We start from the raw sequence: 18,651 nt of genomic DNA on the forward strand, positions 1-18,651 counted from the left end.
CACCGGACCCGGGGCGGGTCGGGCACCGACCCGCCCCGTGACACCGGTGGGTTACCGCGGCGCGGTCGGGAGGACCTGCCGGCCCCACGTGGCGTTCGTGACGACGGCGAACGACGCGTACCAGGCCGCGAGCGCGGTCAGGAGGCCGAAGTAGCCGCCGATCGTCGCGATCCCGTCGACCCCGAGGAGGTCGCCGACCGCGAGGAACAGGAAGGTCAGGAACAGCCCGCCGAACACCGCGACGAGCGCGCCCGTGGTGCGCAGCGAGGCGATGAGCATGTAGCCGGTGAACACCGCCCAACCGATGAGGAACAGGCCCGTCGCCGTGGTGTGCTGGGCCTCGGGCAGGGTCGGCTCGACGAACTGCACGTACGCCGCGAACGAGAGCCAGAACGCGCCGTAGGAGACGAACGCGGTCGCGCCGAAGGTGTTCGCCTTGCGGAACTCCCACATCCCGGCGAGCAGCTGGGCGAGCCCGCCGTAGAAGAGCGCGAGCGGCAGGACGGCCGACTCGAGCGCCTCCGGGGCGAGGCCCGCGTTGAACAGGCTGAGGACGAAGGTCGTCAGCGCGAAGGCGGCGAGACCGAGCGGACCCGGGTCGGCGATGCTGCTGGTCGGATCGGCAGCCCGCGGCTCGCTCAGCGGAGCGTTCGAACGGGTCGTGCGGGTCTCACTGGTCGTGGACATCGGCGTCCTCCCGTCGACGGATGGTGGACGCGATTGCCCAGGATGGGTGTGCACTCAATCACGTCGAGCGAGAGGCATTCGGGTCAACGTCGGCGTCCGAACTGACGTCAGAGCGTGAGCAGCAGCGGCCGACCCCAGCGTCCCGAGCGCCACCGCGGCCGGCAGCGGGTCCACGCCCGCCTGCACCACGAGCACGGTGAGCAGCAGCGACAACGTCGCGGCGGCGAGCGTGAGGCTGCCCGCGGCCGCCGCCGGGGCCCGCCACGCCCAGGCCGCGATCCCCGCCGTCACCAGGGCGATGACGCCAGGCGTGGCCGCGGCGAGCGGTGCGGGGAGCACCGTGGCGAGGCCGTAGGTGCCGAGCAGGACGGCGCACCCGACGGTCGCGTGCGTCAGGAGCGCCGCAGGCACGACGAGCGGCACCCGCCCGACCACGACCACCGCCGTCAGCACCGCGACCAGGGCCACCACCTCGGGGTGCCCGGGGAGACCCGGGCCGACCACGCCCACGGCGGCCACCACCACGCTGACGACGGCGGCTCCCACGAGCAGCGCAGGCCCCTCGGGCCGGCCCGTGAGCAGCGCGAACGCGGCGGCGGCCAGCAGGCCGGGGACGGCCAGGGCCGCGACCCCGACGACGAGCGCGAGCACACCCGCCGTCGGGAACACGAGCAGCGCGAGGGCGGCCGTGCCCAGGACGAGCAGGGCCGCGACGAGCGACCACGCCGCGAGCAGCGCGGTCACCGCGCCGGCGAGCCGGGGAACGGACATCAGGACGACCTCCGGGATGGTGGGACCATCCGGAGCATCGCCCGTGCGGCCGAACGGGTGACACCGAGACGACGGGGTTCACCCGGTCGGGCACCTCAGGCCCGGCGGGCGATCCCCGCGACGAAGGCGGCCTGGCCGGCGTGCTGGATGTCGTCGTCGACGACGCTGATGATGCGGACCCCGCGCGTGACCGGCGGGTCCCAGGCGTCGTCGATGACCTCGTCGAGGTCGTCGTCGGAGAGGGTCCGCAGGTACTCGAGGGTCCGGTCGTGGACCGCGTCGTAGTAGCCGGTGAGCAGGGTCGCGTCGGTGACGTGGACGGCGGCGACCTGCTCGGCGGTGTGGCCGTAGCCGATGGACGACGGGTCGAGGTCGAAGCCGAACCGCCCGGCCCATCCCTGCGAGGTGTAGGCCTGCTCGGTTCCCGCGAGGTCGGCGATGTGGTCGTCCTGCACCCGCGTGAGGTGCCAGACGAGCCAGCCGACGGGGTTGGCGTCGGGGTCGAGACGGAGGTTGAGGGCGCGCTCGTCGAGGCCCTCCAGCGCACGGTGCACGTCGGAGCGGACCCGGCCGAACGCGTCGGCGAGGACGTCGGAACTCTTCACGTCCCCGTCTGTACCCGCTGAGGCCTGCCCCGCTCCGTGACGTGATCGTGACCGCCAGTCATCACATGGGGCGCTAACGGTCACCACAGACTCCTCGATAGCCCGTTCAGAGTAGTCAAATAGGCCGGATCGACGACGACGTCGCGAGCAGCCGCAGGGGCAGGGGGAGAGCGACGTGGGACGAGACGTGGTGCGTGCCCGCCGCGCTGGAGCACGGGGAGAGGCACGGAGCCTGCACGCCGTGCCGCCGGAGCCGGTGCTGCTCGAGGCGCTCGACGCCCTCGACGCCGTGCCGGAGCTGGGCGCCGTGCCGGACGCCCCGGTCGACGCGCCCCGCGCGTGCACCGGGCGGGTGTTCTCCGGGGGCGGCCCGGTGCGGCTCTCGGTGCTCATGCCGGTCTTCGACGAGGAGCGCACGATCGCGGAGTCGGTCCGCGCCGTGCTGACCCAGCCCTACCCGTGCGAGGTGGAGCTGGTCGTCGTCGACGACGGCAGCACCGACCGCACCCCGGTCGAGCTCGCCGCCGCGGTCCGTGAGCACGCCGCCCGGGAGGAGGTCGCGCGCGTCGAGGGACGCCCGCCCGGCGCCCATCTCCGGGTGCTCACCCACGCCCGCAACGCCGGCAAGGGCGCCGCACTCTCGACGGCGGCCGCGGTCGCGCGGGGCACGCACCTGCTGCCCTTCGACGCCGACCTCGAGTACTCCGTCGACGACATCCCGCGCCTGCTCGAGCCGGTCATCCGCGGCCGGTGCGACGTCGTCTACGGCACCCGCCTGTTCGGCGCGAACACCGTCTACCACAGCTACCACTACGCCCTGGGCAACAAGTTCACGACCTTCGCCGCCAACGTCCTCTTCAACGCCGCCCTCACCGACCTGCACACCTGCCTCAAGCTCGTCCCGACGACGCTGTTCCGCCAGTTCACCCCGCGCTCGCGCGGCTTCGCCCTGGACACCGAGCTGACCGCGTGGCTGCTCGGGCACGGCGTCCGGCCCTTCGAGGTGCCGGTGAGCTACTACGGGCGCAGCCACTCGATGGGCAAGAAGATCACCTGGCGCGACGGCGTCGCCTGCCTGCGCACCCTCGGCCGCGTGCGCTTCGCCCGCCGCCCGCCGCTGGTGCTCGAGCGGCCGGTGTCGGTGGTCCCCGTCGTCCCGACCCCGCGCGTGGCCGACGTGCCCGGGACGTCGTGACCGCCGCGCTCGTGGCGTCCGCCGCCGCCGTGACCGTGGTCGTCTGCAGCCGCAACGGTGCCCGCGGGATCGTCGCCTGCCTCGACGCCCTGGCGGCGCAGGAGCTTCCGCCGGCCGCGGTGGTCGTCGTCGACGACGGGTCCACGGACGCGACCGCCGAGCTCGCGCTCCGCCACCCGCTGCGCCCGGTGGTGCTCCGGCACGAGGTCAACCGCGGCCTCGGGGCCGCGCGCACGACCGGCATCGCCGCCTGTACGACGGACCTCGTCGCGTTCACCGACGACGACTGCCGCCCCGGCCCCGGCTGGCTGGTGGGCCTCGTCGGGTTCCTGACGGCGGGTGCGGGTGCGGTCGCGGTGGGTGGGTCCGTGCACGCCGCGTCCGTCGACACCGCGGCCCGGCGCTACGCCGACGCCACGCGTCCGCTGGCGCCGGTGGAGGTGGCTCCACCGTCTTCTCTCGCGCGGCTCGCCGGGTACGTGCGGTCCGCCCGGCGGGCGCCGGTCGACGGGGCTCCCCGGGCGGTCGCGTCGCTGGTCGGCGCGAGCATGCTCGTGCGCCGGTCGGCGCTGGAGGCGGTGGACGGGTTCGACCCGGCCATCCGGTTCGGCGGCGACGAGGAGGACCTCTGCCGCCGGCTGCGCACGGCGTTCGGGCCGGACGCGGTGCGCTTCGCCCCGGACGTCGTGCTGGCCCACGAGTTCGACCCGCGCCGGCGCGACGTCCTGCGCCGCGCCCGCGCCTACGGGCGGGGGAACGCCCGGACGTTCCGCGCCTCGGGCTCCCGGGTGCCGCCGCTGCGGCCGTTCCCGCTGGTGCTCGCGGCGTGCCTGCTCGCGGGGCTGCGGTGGCGGGCGGCGTGGGTCGTGGCCGCGGTCGCGCCGGTGCTGCTCTACCCACCGTCGCGGTTCGGGGGCCGCCTGCCGTTCTGCTACCTGGCGGCCGCGGAGGACGCGGCCACGCTGGTCGGCTTCCTGCAGGGGGTCCGCTCGTGACGACCGCCCTCGCCGTGCCGATCTCGGTGGTCGTCGTGTCCAAGGACGAGCCGGCGCTGGCCGACACCCTGGCCGCGCTCGCCGCGGAGCCGGACCTCGACGTCGTCGTGGTGGACGCGTCCGCGGGGCGACTGGACGCGGTCCGCGACCGCTTCCCCGGCGTGCGGTGGTTCGCGTACACCCCCCTGCCCGGCACCCGGACGTCCATCGCCCACCAGCGCAACGTCGGCGTCGCCGCGGCGCGCGGGGACGTCGTGGTCTTCACCGACGCCGGGTGCGTCCCGCGGCCGGGCTGGCTCGCGCGGCTGCTCGCCCCGATCCTGGCGGGGGAGGACACGGTCGCCTGCGGACCCGCCGTCGGGAAGGAGATCGACCTCTACGGCGGCGTCGCCCAGCGCGGCACCGACCGCTACGTCGACGACGCCCCGACGATCAACCTCGCGTTCCGCCGCAGCGCGTTCGAGCAGGTCGGCGGGTTCGACGAGCGCTTCGCCTACGGCTCGGACGTCGACTTCACGTGGCGCCTCGCCGCGGCCGGGCACCGGGCGCGCAACGTGCCGGACGCCGTCGTCACCCACGACTGGGGCGGCGCCCGCCGCCAGCTCTGCCGCGCCCACGCGTACGGGCGGGCGCGCGTGCGGCTGTACGGCAAGCACCGCGACCGGCTGCCCGGGCTGCTGCGCCGCGACCCCGTGCCGGTGGCCTACGCGCTGTGGCTGCTCGGGCTGCCGCTCGCGGTGCTGGGCCGGCGTGGTGCCGCGTGGGTGCTGCTCCTGGCCGTGCCGCTGGTGCGCAACCGGCGCCGACGTCCCCTGCTCACCCTCGCCGACCACCTCGCCTACGGCGCCGGGGTGCTCCGCGAACTGCCGCGCGAGGTGACCCGATGAAGCTGCTCGCCCTGCCCCGCGACCCGGGTCCGTTCCAGGACGGTCTCTACGGGCCGATGGCCGGCCGCCACGAGGTGCGATACGTGTCCGGGCCGACGGGCTCGCACACGCTCAACGTCCTGCTGGTGCCCGTGCTGCTCGTGGCCGGCCGCTGCTGGGGCGCGCGGGTGCTGCACGTGCACTGGACGTTCGGGTTCGTGCCGTCGTGGGCGTCGGGCCGGCGGGTCGCCCGCGTGTTCCGGTGGTGGTTCGGGGTGTGCCTCGGGCTCGCCCGGCTGCTCGGCCTGCGGGTGGTGTGGACCGCGCACAACACGCTCCCGCACGCGCCGGTGTTCGACGACGACGAGGCGGCGCGGCGCACGCTGGTGGCCGCCTGCTCGGCGATCGTCGCGCCGACCGCCGTGGGTGCCCGCGAGCTGGAGCGGTTCGGCCCGACCTGTCCGGTCCACGTCGTCCCGCTCGCCGCCCTGCCGGTGCCGGAGCCGGTGCGGTCGGTGGACGCCGTCCGGGTCGCCTACGAGGTGCCCGAGGGCGCGGTCCTGCTGGCGTTCGTCGGGAAGGTCGAGCCGTACAAGGGCGTCACCGACCTGCTCGACGCCCTGCCCGCGCTCGCCGACGTCCCGGGCCTGCCGCCGGTCGTGCTGGTCGTGGCGGGGGAGTGCCGGGACGCTTCGCTGGCCGCCGGCCTCCGATCCCGTGTCAGCAGTGCGGCCATGCTGACGCTGGACGGCACAGAACCCGCATCGTCGATCCGCCTGGACCTGCGCCACCTCGACGACCTGGAGCTCGCCGACCTCCTCGCCGCGGCGGACGGGGTCGTGCTGCCGTTCCGGACGGTGACGACCAGCGCGTCGGTGCTGCACGCCATGGCCGCCGGAGCCGCGTGCCTGGTGCCCGACCTCCCCGCCTTCGCCGACGTCCCCGCCGGTGCCCTGCTGCGCTACCCGCCCGGCCACACCGACGCCGAACGGGTCTCCGCTCTCGCCGAGGCCCTGCCCACGCTCGTCGGTGGGGGCGCCCGCCTGCGCGCCGCGGTCGGGTCGCACGCCGCCCTGGTCGCCGGGCACCGCGACCCGCAGCGCATCGCCGACCACTACGCCGATCTCTTGGACGCCCTGGTCGACGGCCCGGCCGCCGCGCCGACGCCTGGTGGCGTGCATGGCCCATCGCCGGCACTGGACGCCGGCAAGGGGCCATTCCTGGCACCAGGCACCCCTGCACCCGGCACTCGCGTCGCCCTGCTCACTCCGTGGGCGCCCGCCGAGGACGGCCTCGCCCGCCACAGCGCCGACCTCGCCGCGACGCTGGCGAACACACCGGGCGTCGCCGGGATCGCGGTCGTCACCACCTCACCCGGCCCGGCCGACCCCACGACCACCCGGCTGCCCGCCCTCGTCACCCCCGGCCGGATCGTCGCCGCCGTCCGCGCACGCGACGTCGACGCGGTGCACCTGCAGTTCACGGTCCCGGCGTGGGGCGCCGCCACCCCGGCCCTGGTCACCGCGCTGCGACGCCTCCGCCGGAGCGGCACCCGGGTCGTCGTCACCCTCCACGAGGTCACCCGCGAGCTGGCGCTGCTCGGCCCCGTCGCCCGGCGTCTGTACCGGGCCCTCGCCGACGCGTCCGACGCGGTCGTCGTGCACACCCCGGGCGCTCTCGAGGGCCTGGCGGGCTGCGGGGTCGACCTGCGGCGCGTCAGCGTCCTGCCGCACGGCGCGTTCGGCGCCACGCCGCACGGCTTCCTCGGCGCCACCCGGCCACCCCGGACCGCCCGCGAGCGGAACACCGTCCTCTGCTTCGGCTACCTCCACCCCGACAAGGGCCTCGAGCGGGCGATCGACGCGATCGGCCGGGTGCCCGGCGCCCGCCTGGTCGTCGCCGGCGCCGTCCGGCCCCGCCGCGGTGTGTTCCGCATCTTCGGCCGGCGCGACCACCGCTACGCCGCCGAGCTCCGCCGCCGGGCGCACGACCAGCAGGTCACCTTCACCGGCGCCGTCGACGACCCGACCCTGGACCACCTCCTCGCCACCGCCGCCGTCGTCGTCCTGCCCTACCGCAGCGCCACGCAGAGCGGCGTGCTCAACCGGGCGGTCGCCGCCGGCGCCGCCGTCGTCGCCACCGACCTCCCCGGCCTGCGCGCGGACCTCCCGCCCTCGGCGATCACCGTGCCCGCCGCCGACCCCGACACCACCCCCGCCCTCGCCGCCGTCCTCTCCGACCTCCTCGCCGACCCGGCCCGCCTCGCCCGCCTGCGCGACGACGTCGCCCGCACCCGCGCCGACCACGCCCCCGAGCGCCTCGCCGCCGCCCTGGTCGATCTCTACCAGCGACCCCCGACAGCCACCGCGATCCCCGAACCACGTCCCGCCGCCGACCCGCACCCGGCAGGAGCCCTCCGATGAACCCGCCCCGCGGCCTGCCGGCCCTCGCCCGCCTCGCCGCCCGGTCCGCCGCCTGCACCGCGACGATGCGCGCCCGCGGCATCACCACGACCGGCCTCGTCCGCTGCGACGGCCTCCTCCCGGCCCTCCACACCGGCGGCACCGTCCGCCTCGGGGCGCAACTCTCCCTCCGCGCCGTCACCGGCCGCGTCGAACTCGGCGCGCACCCCGGCGGCACCCTCACGATCGGCGACCGCGTGTTCGTCAACCAGGGCGCGAGCATCGTCGCGACGACGAGCATCGAGATCGGCGACGACGTCCACGTCGGCGACCTCGTCGGGATCGCCGACACCGACCATCACGCCGTCGACCACCTCACCGCGGTCCGGACCGCGCCCGTCGTCGTCGAGCACCACGCCTGGATCGGCCGCGCCGCCACCCTGCTCCCCGGCGCGCACGTGGGGGCCCACGCCGTCATCGGCGCCGGGGCGGTCGTCACCGGTGCGATCCCGCCCGGCGTCCTCGCCCTCGGCGTCCCCGCCCGCCCGGTGCGCGACCTCGCGCCCGCCCGACCCGGATGGAGGCGCGCATGACGACGGCCACGGCCACCCTCTCCCGCATCCGCCACGTCGCCCGCGAGAGCTTCGTCCGCAACTCCGCGCTGCTGATGGCGAACTACGTGATCTCCGGGCTGCTCGGGTTCGCCTTCTGGGCCCTGGCCGCCCGGATGCTGCCCGCCGACACCGTCGGCACCGTCTCCGCGCTCGTCGCCGGCCTCGGGTTCGCCGCGTCCGCCGCCGGGGTCGGCATGCCCAACACCGTCGTGCGCTACCTGCACACCGAGGCCGACCAGCGCGCCTTCGTCCTCGCCGCCGTCGGCCTCGTCACTGCGACGAGCCTCGTCGTCGCCGGTGCGATCGTCGGGGTCCCCGGCAGCTTCGGGCTGCCGCTCGGGCCCACTTCCCGGATCCTCGTCGTCGCGCTGGTCGTCGCGATGGCGGTCGGCCCGGTCGTCGACGCGGTCATCGTCGGCTTCCGCGTCACCGGCAGCATCGTCGTCAAGAACGCCCTGGCCGGAGCGGTGCGCATCGCCGCCCTCCCGCTGCTCGCGGCCCTCGGGGCCGACCAGCACGACGGGTTGATGTGGGCGCTCCTGCTCTCCACCGCCCTGGCCGCGCTCATCTCCTTCACCGTGGGCCTGCGTCAGGCGCGGTCCGTTCCCGACGGCGGGTCGGGCCGGCTCCCGTGGTCCGCGCTCGCCGGCAAGATCACGTTCTCCGGCGGCAACTACGCCTCGATGCTCGTCTCGATCGCGCCGCTCGCGTTCACCCCGATCATCGCGCTCACCCTGCTCGGGCCCGCGGCCGGCGCGTACACGACGGCGGCGTTGCTGCTGGTCACGGCGTTGAACGCGATCCCGACGACGATCTCGCAGTCGCTCTTCGCCGAGCTCTCGACGAAGACCCACGACACCCGCGTGATCGTGCGGCGCGCCCTGCGCGGGACCTACACGCTGGTCGCACCCGTCGTCGGGATCGTCCTCGTCATCGCGCCGTTCGTGCTGGCGGTGTTCGGCCCGGAGTACACGGCGGCCACCTGGTGCCTGCGGCTGATGGCGCTCGGGAGCCTGCTCGGCGCGTTCAACTACGTCGCCGACGTGGTCATCAACGCCGCGGGCCGCATCGTCGCGTTCACCGCCGTGAACACCGCCGGCTCGGCGATGGTCCTCGTCGCCACGGTCGTCGGCGCGACCCACTCGCTCACCGGACTCGGCCTCGGCTGGCTCGTCGGCCAGGGCTGCTACTCGGTGCTGGCGGGCGCCGCTCTGCTCAGGAGGAACGCATGACCACCCTGTCCGTCGTCCTGGCCACCTTCCACGGCGCGCGGTGGCTGCCCGACCAGCTCGCGAGCCTCGCCGACCAGACCCGCCGTCCGGACGAGCTCGTCGTCTCCGACGACGGGTCCGACGACGGCACCCCAGAGATCCTCGCCGACTTCGCGCGACGGGCGCCGTTCGACGTCCGGGTCCTCCAGGGCCCGCGCACCGGGCTCGCCGACAACTTCCGGCACGCCCTCACGGCCTCCTGCGGCGACGTGATCGCGTGGTGCGACCAGGACGACGTCTGGCTGCCCGCGAAGCTCGCGCGTTGCCTGGACACCCTCGACGAGACGGGCGCGGACCTCGTCCACCACGCCGCGCGGGTCGTCGACGCCGACGCGGAGTCGCTCGGCTTCAACCACCCCGACCCCCGCCGCACGATCTGTCTGGAACCGCTGCAGGGCGACCCCTGGCACGTCCCGTCCGGGTTCGCGACCGTCTTCCGCCGCAGCCTCCTCGACGGCCTCCGTCACGGGCGCGGGCTCGACCGGGCCGCCTGGGAGACCCGCCCGAACTCGCACCAGACGCTGCGCCGGATGAACCACGACCACGTCGTGTCCCTGGTCGCCTTCGCCCGCGGCCGGCGCTGCGAGCTCGCCGAGGAGCTCGCGCTCTACCGCCAGCACGGCGCCAACGCGGCCGGGGCACCGACGGTCCGGGGCGCGGCGGCCTGGTGGGGTGCGCTGTCCATCGGTGCGGACGAGTTCGCCGTCCGGGCCGCCGCGGCGCGCGGGTACGGCATCTGGCTGCAGTCCGCCGGGATCGGCTCGGGCGCCTACTTCGAGCGCCTCGCTCGCCGGTGGGAGCGCCGCGCCGAGACCTACCGCGACACCGACGGCGCGGCCCTGCCGGTCCGGGTGACGCGTGGGCTCGGGGCGCTGGCCCGCCGGGCCACGGGGCACCACGACTACACCTCCACCGACCGCGGCGGCATGGGCGCCGCGGCCCTCGCCAAGGACGCGCTCGCCACCGTGATCGGCACGCACTGATGGGGATGGCACTGATGGGAGGACACGCATGAGCACCCTCGAGGTCACCCCGCCGCCCGCGGTCTGCCACGTCGAGCCCGCCCGCCACGTGCCCTGGTGGGTGGAGGCGCTGGGCCTCCTGCTGGCGCCGGGGATCGTCGCGGCGCTGCTGCGGCTCACGCCGATGTCGATGGGGCTGCAGACCCGCTGGACGATGGTCGACCCGAACTTCTCCACCGCCTACGCCCGCCACGGTGCGGACCTGATCGAGCGCTTCGGCACCGGCGACTACTTCTGGGTGCGGGTCGGCCAGGTGCTCCCGGCGCACCTCGCGCAGCTGGCGTTCGGGGACGTCGGCGGGTTCGTCGTCCTGCGCTACGCGTTCGCGCTGATCGCGACGGTGCCCGCCTACCTCTGGCTGCGCCGCCGCTCGCTCCCGACGGGGGCGCTCGCCGTCGTCGTCATCCTGACCTCGCCCGTCGTCCTGATGGCCTGGGGCTCGGACTATCCCGACGGGGCCGCGCTCGCCTACCTGCTCGCCGGCCTGCCGTTGCTGGTGTTCTGGACGACGGGGGTGCGGCGGCTGCTGGTGCGCGGCCTCGCCGGGGTGTTCCTCGGCCTCGCGGTGCACGCGCACCCGGCGGCGTTCCCGCTCGTGGCCGCCGCACTCGTCGCGGTGCTGGTCAGCGCGTTCTCCCGGCACGCGGGGGTGCGGCGGGCGCGGACGCGGCGGGTGGTGGTCGAGCTCGCCGCGGTCGTCCTCGGGGGCGTCGCCGCGACCGGGCTCGCGGTGCTGGGCGCCCTGCTGCTCTACGGGCGCGCGGACCTGTTCGGCCCCACGATCGACCAACTCCTGCGGCTGCAACGGCCCGACCAGATCCGCCAGTGGCACTCCACGACCTGGGCCTGGGCGCAGCGCGCGACCTACCTGCTGGTGCCACCCGTCGTCGTGATCGCCTGGGCGTGGCTGTGCCGACGACGGCGCCGGCTGGTGGGGGAGTGGCCGCCACGGGGGGACGCGGTCGTCGTGCTCGGCAGCGGGTTGGGCTACCTCGCCTTCCTCGCGATCCAGGCGACCAGCGGTTTCACGCTGGAGTACTACTTCTACTCGTCGCTGCTCTGGGCCGGGGCCTGCCTGACGACGGCGCTGCTGCTGTCCACGTTGTCGTCCTCGTGGTGGCCGGTCGCCGCCGTGCTCGGGCTCGCGGTGCTGCAGGTGGAGATGGGCACACCGCGCTTCGAGGTGGTCCCGACGGGGCTGGCCGTGGCCGTGGTCGTGGTGGTCGCGGCGGCCGTGGTCGGTGGTCCACGGCGGCGGTCGATCCCGATGCTCGTCGTGACCGTCGGCCTCGTCCTGCTCACCACCGGCCAGCCGAGCACCGCCTACGCGCCGGACCAGGTGCGCTACCCGCTCGCGGACTACGGTTCGGTCGGCGGCCATCCCGACCCGTCGAAGGCTGCTGCCTACGCGACGATGGTCTCGGTGGTCGACGTCGTGCCGCCGGCCCCGGTCCGCGCCCTGACCTGGGTCGAGCCGCCCGCCGCAGGATCGCTGCCCGACGAGGTGCCCGCCCGTGCGGCCGCCCAGTACCTCGGTCCGCTGCACGGGCTCTCCTCGTCGATGCCGGCGCTCTCCGACTCCGACCGGAAGAAGCTCGACGCCGCCCCGGCCGGCTCGCAGGTGATCCTGCTCGGCTCCCGGGGCGCGACCTTCGAGGCGGCGCGGACGACGTTGGCCCCGTGGGCGCCGACGGTGGAGCGGGACGCGGTGCTCGGTGGCGGCACCCTGCACGTGGAGGTGCTGCGGCTCGGGCGGTGACCTAGGAGCGTGCTCCGCGGGTCATCACGGCGGTGAGCCGGTCCAGGAGGTCGCGCGCGACGACCTGGTCGGACTCCGGGAGCGAGCGGCACACCGCGTCGATCTCCTGGATGGCCGGCAACCACGCCTGCCGCGTCGACGCCCTGCCGGCGGGTGTGTCGGTGACCCGGACCCGGCGACCGTCGTCGGGGTCGCGGACACGCTCCACGTGCCCGCTGCTCTCGAGGCGGTCGACCAGCAGGGTGGTCGCAGGGGACGAGACACCGAGGCGGCGGGCCAGTTCCACGACGCCCATCGGCCCGTGCTCGCTGAGCAGCAGGATCGCGGTCATGTCACCGACGTTCAGCCGCATGTGTCGGGCGGTGCGGATCGTCAGGTCCTGGGAGGCGCTGATGAGGCGACGGACCGCCAGCGTCGTGTCGGTCAGTGCCTCGAGCCCGGGTTCCCGGCGGATCGCCTCGTCGGTCATGCCGTGCATCCTCTCGTCCCGAGGTCGTTAAGCAACTTACCGACCTGGGTAGCCCGCTCCCATGAGTGCACCGAAGGTCCTGGTCTCCGGCGCGAGCATCGCCGGGCCCGCCGCCGCGTCGTGGTTGGCGGCCGCAGGGTGGGACGTCACCGTGGTCGAGCGCTTCGACCACCTGCGGGACGAGGGGCAGAACGTCGACGTCCGGGGTGCGGGGCGGGAGGTGCTGCGCCGGATGGGGCTCGAGGACGCGGTGCGCGGCCACCACACCAGCGAGACCGGCCTCTCCTTCGTCGACGAGGACGGCCGCGCCTACGCCACGTTCCCCGCCGGCGTCGGCGACTCGGACGGCGCGCCGACCGCGGAGCTGGAGATCCTGCGCGGTGAGCTCGCCCGGGTGCTGTACGACCACTCCGCCGGCTCGGCCGAGTACCGGTTCGGCGATCGCATCGCGGCACTGCACGACGACGGGTCCGGCGTCGACGTCGAGTTCGCCCACGGTCCCGGCCGACGGTTCGACGCCGTCGTGATCGCCGAGGGTTCCCGCTCGCGGTCCCGGGACCTGGTCTTCCCCGACGCCGTGCTCGACGAGCTCGGCCTCGTGGGGGCGTACCTGACGATCCCGCGGACGGCGTCCGACGACCGGCAGTGGCGCATCTTCTTCGCCGGCCGGGGGCGGCTGGTCCACCTGCGGCCGGACGACGTCGGGTCGACCCGCGCGATGCTCAGCCTCTACACCGACCTCCGCGGGTTCGACCACCTCGACCGCGAGAACGCCGTGGCCCTGCTGCGCGCGACCTACGCCGACGTGGGCTGGGAGGCCCCGCGCATCCTGGCCGACCTCGACGACGACTCGCTCTACGTGGACCAGATCGCCCAGGTCCGCCTCCCCACCTGGCATCGGGGGCGGGTGGCGGTGCTCGGGGACGCCGCGTGGTGCGCCGGCCCGTTCGGCACGGGGACGACGAGTGCTCTCGCGGGCGCGTACGTCCTCGCCGGTGAGCTGGGGACCACGCCGGACGACGTGCCGGGCGCCTTCGCCCGCTACGAGAGCATCCTGCGGCCGATGACCGAGCTCGCCCAGACGTTCGTCCCGCGCAACGGCCATCCGCGCGTGGAGTGGCACCGCACCCTGCTGCGGACCGGTCTCCGGGTCCTGGGCGGGCCGATCGGCCGGGCGGTCGGCCGCGTCCGTCGCCAGGTCCCGCCCCCGCCCGTCGACGTGCTGACGCTGCCCGACTACCCGGTTCGAGCCACGGCCGGCGTGTAGGAGCCGGTTCAGAGGGTCCAGGGCCGGTTGTGGCGGGGTGTCTGCGTCGGGTCGAGCCACTTCGGAGGGATGAACCAGGGCAGGTGGTCGTGCATGACGATCTGCCAGCCGGAGCGGTGGACCAGGCCGTGGTGGAAGGTGCAGACGCCGGTGAGGTTGTCGGGGTCGGTGTCGCCGCCGTGTCCCCAGTGGTGGATGTGGTGGATCTGGCAGAGGCGGGGTTTGCGGCGGCAGCCGGGGAAGGCGCAGTGCCGGTCGCGGGCCCAGATGGCGCGGCGTAGCCCGGCGGGTGGGGTGCGGCTCTTGCGGCCGACGTCGAGGACCTCGCCCTTGGACCCGAGGAGGATGGGGATGATCTCGGCGTCGCAGGCCAGTTGGCGCACGGTTTCGGGGCGGATCCAGGTGGTGTCGTTGAGCAGGGCCAGTGCCTTGCTGCGGTCGGCGAGTTGGTCGCGCAGGGTGTCGTAGTCGACGGTGACGGTGAGCTGGATCGGGGTGGTGTCCCCGGGCTTCCGCCGTCTCGAGGAACGCCGCGGCGGCTCCGGCTCCGGTGGCGGGCCCGTGGCCGAGCCCATGTCGGACGCCGCGGTGCCCTCCTCGCTCCCGTCGTGGGCGCAGGGGTCGGGGGTGAAGTCGGGGTCAGGGCCACCGAACTCACGGCGGTCGTCCTCGCTGTCGTGGTCCCACAGCGGCGGCTGACCGTCCTCGCCCGGGTGGGGTTCGTCGAGGCCTTCGGTGTGGCCGGCGTTGATCAGGTCGATCAGGGCGGCGGCCTGCCGGGCGGGCTTGGATTGGTCGGCCTCGACCTCGGGGGCCTCACCCCGCTCGCCGTCCGCGGACATTGGGGCAGCCCCGGTGTCGGGGTCGGCGAGTGCGGCGGATTCCGGGGGCAGGGTGGCGGCGCGGATGGCCTGGTCGAACAACTCCGCCGAGACGGGGTCACGCAGGATCACCTTGGCGCGCAGCTCCCCGTTGCGCCGCCGGGTGTAGCTCAGCTCGTCCGGCGCCGGCGGGTCCTCCGAAGGAGCGGCCCCGTCGGGGTCGAGCCGGTCGGCGATCACCGACGCCGCGCCCTTGAGCGCGATCGGGGAGTGCGTCGCGGCGAGCGCGGCGAGTTGTTGTTCGGTGACCGCGAGCAGTTCGGGGTCCAGGTCCTCGACCGTCGAGAGCCGGCGCATGGTGTCGCGGATGACCTCGACGTGCCCGTCACCCACGGTGCCGTCATCGACGGACGAGCTGGTGGCCGGCAGGTCGGCGGGCACCACTGCCCCGGACGGGCTGGTGGTCTCGTGCAGTGCCGCGGCGTGCCGGGCGAGGCGGTTGGTCTCGGCGGGGTCGAGGCGCACGTGGTCGGCGAGCAGCCGTGACAGGTGCCGGTAGCCGGACTCGGCGAGCGCGTCGCTGGCTTTGAGCGCGGTGAGCGCCCGGTACACCCGCGCCCCCGCCAACCGGTACGCGCGCACGGCGTCCGCCATCTCCGCCAGCGCTGCACTGGACGCCCGCGAGAGCCCGTCCTCGTCCCGGTCGGCCTCGCCGTGTTCCAGACCCGGCACCGTCCACGAGGTCTCCTCCGGGCGCGGTGGCAGCCCGAAGACTCTGGCCAGGCGCTCGGGGGGTTCCCCGGGTGGTGGCGGCCGGTCGGCGCGGGTGAACCACGACCCCTTGCCGGGGTCGAAGGTCCACACTGCTGCCGTCATGCACCCATCGTCGAACACGTGTTCGAGAAGATCAAGAGCTGTTCGGAGCAATCTCCCAGGGCCCGGCCTACAGCAACTGCCGCACCCGTGCCGCCTCGCGCGTGAGGTGGTCCCGCTCGGCCACACTCGCCGCCGCGCGCGCGGCCACCACGTACAGCTCCGCGGCCCGCTCCAGATCGCCCGCGCGCTCGTGCAAGTAGGCCAGGACGGCGTCCCGACGCGGCACGTCGTCGGGGACCTCCACCACCGCCGCCAACCCCGCGGCCGGGCCGGACGCCTCCCCGACGGCGACCGCCCGGTTCAGCCGCACCACCGGGCTGTCGGTGAGCGCCAGCAGCTCGTCGTACCACTCCACGATCTGCGGCCAGTCCGTCTCCGCAGCATGAGCGGCGTCCGCGTGCAGCGCCGCGATCGCGGCCTGAGCCTGGTACTCGCCCAGCCGGTCGCGGGCCAGGGCGTTCTGCAGCACCACGACGCCCTCGGCGATCAGGGCGGTGTCCCACCGCGCCCGGTCCTGGTCCCGCAGCGGCACGAGCCGCCCGTCCTCCATCCGGGAGGACCGCCGCGCGTGGTGCAGCAGCATCAGCGCGAGCAGCCCCGCGACCTCGGGCTCCTCGGTCAGGGCGACGAGCTGGCGGGTCAGGCGGATCGCCTCGGCGGCCAGGTCGACGTCGCCGCCGTAGCCCTCGTTGAACACGAGGTAGAGCACGCGGAGCACGGTCGGGAGGTCGCCGGGCTGGTCCAGCCGGACCCCGGCGATCCGCTTCTTCGCCCGGCTGATCCGCTGCGCCATCGTCGCCTCGGGCACCAGGGACGCCTCGGCGATCTGGCGCGTCGTCAGTCCACCCACCGCCCGCAGGGTCAGCGCGACGGCCGACGCGGCGGGCAGGGACGGATGCGCGCACAGGAAGTACAGGCGCAGCGTGTCGTCGACGTCCGACACCTCGACGGGGGCCGAGGCCGAGAAGTCCGCCTCCTCCCGTCCGCGTCGTGACGACTCGGACCGGACGGCGTCCAGGAACTTCCGCCACGCCGCTGCGACCAGCCAGCCCTTCGGGTCGCGGGGCGGGTCGTCCGGCCAGGTCTCGACGGCGCGGATCAGGGCCTCCTGCACGGCGTCCTCGGCCGACGCGAAGTCCGCTCCGCGCCGGACGAGGACACCGATGACGGACGGGACCAGCTCCCGCAGCAGCTCGTCGTTCATTCGAACAGGGACGTCCCGGTGTGGAACGGCCGGACCTCGAGCCACTCGTGGATCGGCTTCCCGCCCGCACCCGGCGCCGCGGACAGCTCCCCGGCCAGCTCGACGGCCCGGTCCCACGACTCCACGTCGATGACGTACCAGCCCGCGATGAGGTCCTTCGTCTCCGCGAACGGGCCGTCGGTCACCGGCGGGCGTCCCTCGCCGTCGGACCGCACGAACGTGCCCTCGATCGAGAGCGCCTGCGCGTCGACGAACTCCCCGTTGGCCTCCAGGCGCGCGCCGAAGTCGCGCATGAACGCCATGTGCGCGTCGATCTCCTCCGGGGTCCAGTGGTCCATCGAGGGCTGGTCGGTGGCCGGGGTCGGGCCACCGCGGTAGTGCTTCAGCAGCAGGTACTTCATGACGGTCTCCTTCGTCGTCGGCGCGGCCCGTGCGGGCCGCTCGTACCCCGGGGACGGAGCCGGACCGACCGTCTCGACACCCGCGGCAGAAATTTTCCCGACGGCGGGTCGGGCCCTACAGTCCGCCCATGGCCGCGAGCGTGATGCCACTCGCCGAGCAGGAACGCGACGACCTCGCGGAGCTGCTGCACGCCCTCGAGCCCGCGGAGTGGAGCGAGCCGACGTTGTGCGAGGGCTGGACCGTCCGCGACGTCGTGGCGCACGTGCTCAGCTACGAGGAACGCGGCCCGGCGAACGTGGTCCGGACTTTCGCGCGCGGCCGGGGCTCGTTCGACCGGGCCAACGACGTCGCGATGGCCGACTACGCGCACCACGGGCCCGACGAGCTCCTGGCGCTGCTCGACCGCAGCCGCCGGCCCCGAGGCCTGACCACGATGTTCGGCGGACGCATCGCCCTGACCGACGGCACGATCCACCACCAGGACATCCGCCGGTCGCTCGGTCGACCGCGCACCATCCCCGCCGAACGACTCACCGCGGTGCTGGACTTCGCCCGGAGCGCACCGCCCCTGCGATCCAGCGCTCGCATCCGTGGACTCCGCCTCCGGGCGACCGACCTCGACTGGAGCACCGGCGAGGGCGACGAGGTGTCCGGCCCGGCCGAGGCGCTGCTGATGGCGATCGCCGGGCGCGCCGCCGCCCTGGACGAGCTGACGGGCCCCGGGCTGGCGACGCTGGCCGCGCGTCCCTGACCCGTCATCCGAGGAGGTCGAGCAGCGAGCGCGCTGCCCGCGCGGCGCCGTCGGCATGGCGACGGGTGTCGGCCTCCAGGGAGTCCGGGTCGTCGAGACCGTGGCCCCCCGGCAGCGTGAGCCACCGGCGCAGCAGGCGCGGCGTCATCTCCGGGTGGAACTGCAGGGCGACGGACCGACCGGAACAGAAGGCCTCGACGCCGTCGGGGGAACGCGCCAGCACCTCGGCCCCGGCGGGCGCCGTCAGCTGCTCGGCGTGCCACTGGAACCACGGTCCGGCGTCGATCTCCGGGACGACCGGGTCGACGGGGTGCCAGCCGACGCGACGCGCGGGCAGCGGCGTCGTCGCGACCCCGAGCGCCTCGCCGAGCAGCTGCCCGCCGAAGCAGAGACCCAGCGTCGGCCGCCCGTGCTCGTGGCGGCGGGCGAGGAACTCGACCTCGCGGCGGGCCCAGCCGTCGATCGCGCTGCGCGGCCAGGGCGCGCCGACGGTCACGACGAGGTCCCACGCGAGCGGGTCGGGGTAGGTCACGACGACGTCGGGACGCGTGAAGCGGTCCTCCGGGACGACCGTGAATGCGGAGATCAAGAACCCGCGGCGTTCGAGGTCGGTCCCGAGGTGCTCGAGGCCGGCGACGTGGTCGTGGCCGATCACCAGGGCCTGCTTCACATCG

At 74.9% G+C, this 18,651-nt stretch carries 18 protein-coding genes; 10 read left to right on the forward strand and 8 right to left on the reverse strand.

Annotated elements, in window-relative coordinates; all coding sequences use genetic code 11:
• Nucleotides 1-51: 51 nt before the first annotated feature.
• The 3 genes from QRT03_RS26475 to QRT03_RS26485 form a co-directional block, all read right to left on the reverse strand.
• Complete coding sequence (locus tag QRT03_RS26475; RefSeq protein WP_286056134.1) at nucleotides 52-687, reverse strand: acetate uptake transporter; 636 nt, start codon at nucleotides 685-687, stop codon at nucleotides 52-54.
• A 54-nt stretch (nucleotides 688-741) separates the two neighbouring features.
• On the reverse strand, nucleotides 742-1,458 hold the full coding sequence (locus QRT03_RS26480; RefSeq protein ID WP_286056135.1) for a hypothetical protein: 717 nt from the start codon (nucleotides 1,456-1,458) through the stop codon (nucleotides 742-744).
• 95 nt (nucleotides 1,459-1,553) lie between these two features.
• Entirely contained in the window at nucleotides 1,554-2,063 is a 510-nt protein-coding gene (locus QRT03_RS26485) for a mycothiol transferase (protein ID WP_286056136.1), read from the reverse strand.
• A 241-nt stretch (nucleotides 2,064-2,304) separates the two neighbouring features.
• Here QRT03_RS26485 and QRT03_RS26490 point away from each other — a divergent pair, with 241 nt between their 5' ends.
• The 8 genes from QRT03_RS26490 to QRT03_RS26525 are packed head-to-tail and all read left to right on the forward strand — an operon-like array spanning nucleotide 2,305 to nucleotide 12,187.
• Entirely contained in the window at nucleotides 2,305-3,258 is a 954-nt protein-coding gene (locus tag QRT03_RS26490) for a glycosyltransferase family 2 protein (RefSeq protein ID WP_286056137.1), read from the forward strand.
• Entirely contained in the window at nucleotides 3,255-4,253 is a 999-nt protein-coding gene (locus tag QRT03_RS26495; protein WP_286056138.1) for a glycosyltransferase, read from the forward strand. Before QRT03_RS26490 ends, QRT03_RS26495 begins: the two co-directional genes overlap by 4 nt.
• On the forward strand, nucleotides 4,250-5,140 hold the full coding sequence (locus QRT03_RS26500) for a glycosyltransferase family 2 protein (RefSeq protein WP_286056139.1): 891 nt from the start codon (nucleotides 4,250-4,252) through the stop codon (nucleotides 5,138-5,140). Before QRT03_RS26495 ends, QRT03_RS26500 begins: the two co-directional genes overlap by 4 nt.
• A complete protein-coding gene (locus tag QRT03_RS26505; RefSeq protein WP_286056140.1) occupies nucleotides 5,137-7,542 on the forward strand; it encodes a glycosyltransferase in 2,406 nt (801 codons plus the stop codon). The genes QRT03_RS26500 and QRT03_RS26505 overlap by 4 nt, the downstream gene beginning before the upstream one ends.
• Nucleotides 7,539-8,114, forward strand: coding sequence for an acyltransferase (locus QRT03_RS26510; RefSeq protein ID WP_286056141.1), 576 nt, complete (start codon nucleotides 7,539-7,541; stop codon nucleotides 8,112-8,114). The genes QRT03_RS26505 and QRT03_RS26510 overlap by 4 nt, the downstream gene beginning before the upstream one ends.
• On the forward strand, nucleotides 8,111-9,367 hold the full coding sequence (locus QRT03_RS26515; protein WP_286056143.1) for a lipopolysaccharide biosynthesis protein: 1,257 nt from the start codon (nucleotides 8,111-8,113) through the stop codon (nucleotides 9,365-9,367). Before QRT03_RS26510 ends, QRT03_RS26515 begins: the two co-directional genes overlap by 4 nt.
• The gene (locus QRT03_RS26520; RefSeq protein ID WP_286056144.1) at nucleotides 9,364-10,389 is read left to right on the forward strand and encodes a glycosyltransferase; all 1,026 of its coding nucleotides are present in this window, start codon (nucleotides 9,364-9,366) and stop codon (nucleotides 10,387-10,389) included. The genes QRT03_RS26515 and QRT03_RS26520 overlap by 4 nt, the downstream gene beginning before the upstream one ends.
• A 28-nt stretch (nucleotides 10,390-10,417) precedes the next feature.
• On the forward strand, nucleotides 10,418-12,187 hold the full coding sequence (locus QRT03_RS26525; protein WP_286056145.1) for a hypothetical protein: 1,770 nt from the start codon (nucleotides 10,418-10,420) through the stop codon (nucleotides 12,185-12,187).
• Nucleotide 12,188: 1 nt separating this feature from the next.
• Here QRT03_RS26525 and QRT03_RS26530 read toward each other — a convergent pair whose 3' ends face one another.
• Complete coding sequence (locus tag QRT03_RS26530) at nucleotides 12,189-12,656, reverse strand: MarR family winged helix-turn-helix transcriptional regulator (RefSeq protein ID WP_286056146.1); 468 nt, start codon at nucleotides 12,654-12,656, stop codon at nucleotides 12,189-12,191.
• Nucleotides 12,657-12,717: 61 nt separating this feature from the next.
• Between QRT03_RS26530 and QRT03_RS26535 the strand changes: the two genes are divergently transcribed.
• Nucleotides 12,718-13,923 (forward strand): FAD-dependent monooxygenase, encoded by a 1,206-nt coding sequence (locus tag QRT03_RS26535; protein WP_286056147.1) that lies wholly within the window; start codon nucleotides 12,718-12,720, stop codon nucleotides 13,921-13,923.
• An 8-nt stretch (nucleotides 13,924-13,931) separates the two neighbouring features.
• On the opposite strand, the gene QRT03_RS26540 is transcribed toward QRT03_RS26535, so the two are convergent.
• The 3 genes from QRT03_RS26540 to QRT03_RS26550 form a co-directional block, all read right to left on the reverse strand.
• Entirely contained in the window at nucleotides 13,932-15,620 is a 1,689-nt protein-coding gene (locus tag QRT03_RS26540) for an HNH endonuclease signature motif containing protein (protein WP_286056148.1), read from the reverse strand.
• Nucleotides 15,621-15,687: 67 nt separating this feature from the next.
• Nucleotides 15,688-16,824 carry an RNA polymerase sigma factor gene (locus tag QRT03_RS26545; RefSeq protein WP_286056149.1) on the reverse strand — a complete coding sequence of 379 codons (1,137 nt, stop codon included), beginning with the start codon at nucleotides 16,822-16,824 and terminating at the stop codon, nucleotides 15,688-15,690.
• A complete protein-coding gene (locus QRT03_RS26550; protein WP_286056150.1) occupies nucleotides 16,821-17,225 on the reverse strand; it encodes a YciI family protein in 405 nt (134 codons plus the stop codon). Before QRT03_RS26550 ends, QRT03_RS26545 begins: the two co-directional genes overlap by 4 nt.
• Before the next feature lie 128 nt (nucleotides 17,226-17,353).
• On the opposite strand from QRT03_RS26550, the gene QRT03_RS26555 reads away from it, so the two are divergent.
• Entirely contained in the window at nucleotides 17,354-17,977 is a 624-nt protein-coding gene (locus tag QRT03_RS26555; RefSeq protein WP_286056151.1) for a maleylpyruvate isomerase family mycothiol-dependent enzyme, read from the forward strand.
• Between the two features lie 4 nt (nucleotides 17,978-17,981).
• On the opposite strand, the gene QRT03_RS26560 is transcribed toward QRT03_RS26555, so the two are convergent.
• Nucleotides 17,982-18,647, reverse strand: a complete 666-nt coding sequence (locus QRT03_RS26560; RefSeq protein ID WP_286056152.1) for a type 1 glutamine amidotransferase — start codon at nucleotides 18,645-18,647, stop codon at nucleotides 17,982-17,984.
• Nucleotides 18,648-18,651 lie beyond the last annotated feature (4 nt).

The organism is Actinomycetospora termitidis, assembly GCF_030286555.1.
Lineage (GTDB): Bacteria > Actinomycetota > Actinomycetes > Mycobacteriales > Pseudonocardiaceae > Actinomycetospora > Actinomycetospora termitidis.

What these genes read in the sequence shown, in the direction of transcription:
- QRT03_RS26475 (WP_286056134.1), bottom strand. Translation starts at nt 687, where the DNA reads ATGTCCACGACCAGTGAGACCCGCACGACCCGTTCGAACGCTCCGCTG.
- QRT03_RS26480 (WP_286056135.1), bottom strand. Translation starts at nt 1,458, where the DNA reads ATGTCCGTTCCCCGGCTCGCCGGCGCGGTGACCGCGCTGCTCGCGGCG.
- QRT03_RS26505 (WP_286056140.1), top strand. Translation starts at nt 5,137, where the DNA reads ATGAAGCTGCTCGCCCTGCCCCGCGACCCGGGTCCGTTCCAGGACGGT.
- QRT03_RS26510 (WP_286056141.1), top strand. Translation starts at nt 7,539, where the DNA reads ATGAACCCGCCCCGCGGCCTGCCGGCCCTCGCCCGCCTCGCCGCCCGG.
- QRT03_RS26515 (WP_286056143.1), top strand. Translation starts at nt 8,111, where the DNA reads ATGACGACGGCCACGGCCACCCTCTCCCGCATCCGCCACGTCGCCCGC.
- QRT03_RS26520 (WP_286056144.1), top strand. Translation starts at nt 9,364, where the DNA reads ATGACCACCCTGTCCGTCGTCCTGGCCACCTTCCACGGCGCGCGGTGG.
- QRT03_RS26525 (WP_286056145.1), top strand. Translation starts at nt 10,418, where the DNA reads ATGAGCACCCTCGAGGTCACCCCGCCGCCCGCGGTCTGCCACGTCGAG.
- QRT03_RS26530 (WP_286056146.1), bottom strand. Translation starts at nt 12,656, where the DNA reads ATGACCGACGAGGCGATCCGCCGGGAACCCGGGCTCGAGGCACTGACC.
- QRT03_RS26535 (WP_286056147.1), top strand. Translation starts at nt 12,718, where the DNA reads ATGAGTGCACCGAAGGTCCTGGTCTCCGGCGCGAGCATCGCCGGGCCC.
- QRT03_RS26540 (WP_286056148.1), bottom strand. Translation starts at nt 15,620, where the DNA reads ATGACGGCAGCAGTGTGGACCTTCGACCCCGGCAAGGGGTCGTGGTTC.
- QRT03_RS26545 (WP_286056149.1), bottom strand. Translation starts at nt 16,824, where the DNA reads ATGAACGACGAGCTGCTGCGGGAGCTGGTCCCGTCCGTCATCGGTGTC.
- QRT03_RS26550 (WP_286056150.1), bottom strand. Translation starts at nt 17,225, where the DNA reads ATGAAGTACCTGCTGCTGAAGCACTACCGCGGTGGCCCGACCCCGGCC.
- QRT03_RS26555 (WP_286056151.1), top strand. Translation starts at nt 17,354, where the DNA reads ATGGCCGCGAGCGTGATGCCACTCGCCGAGCAGGAACGCGACGACCTC.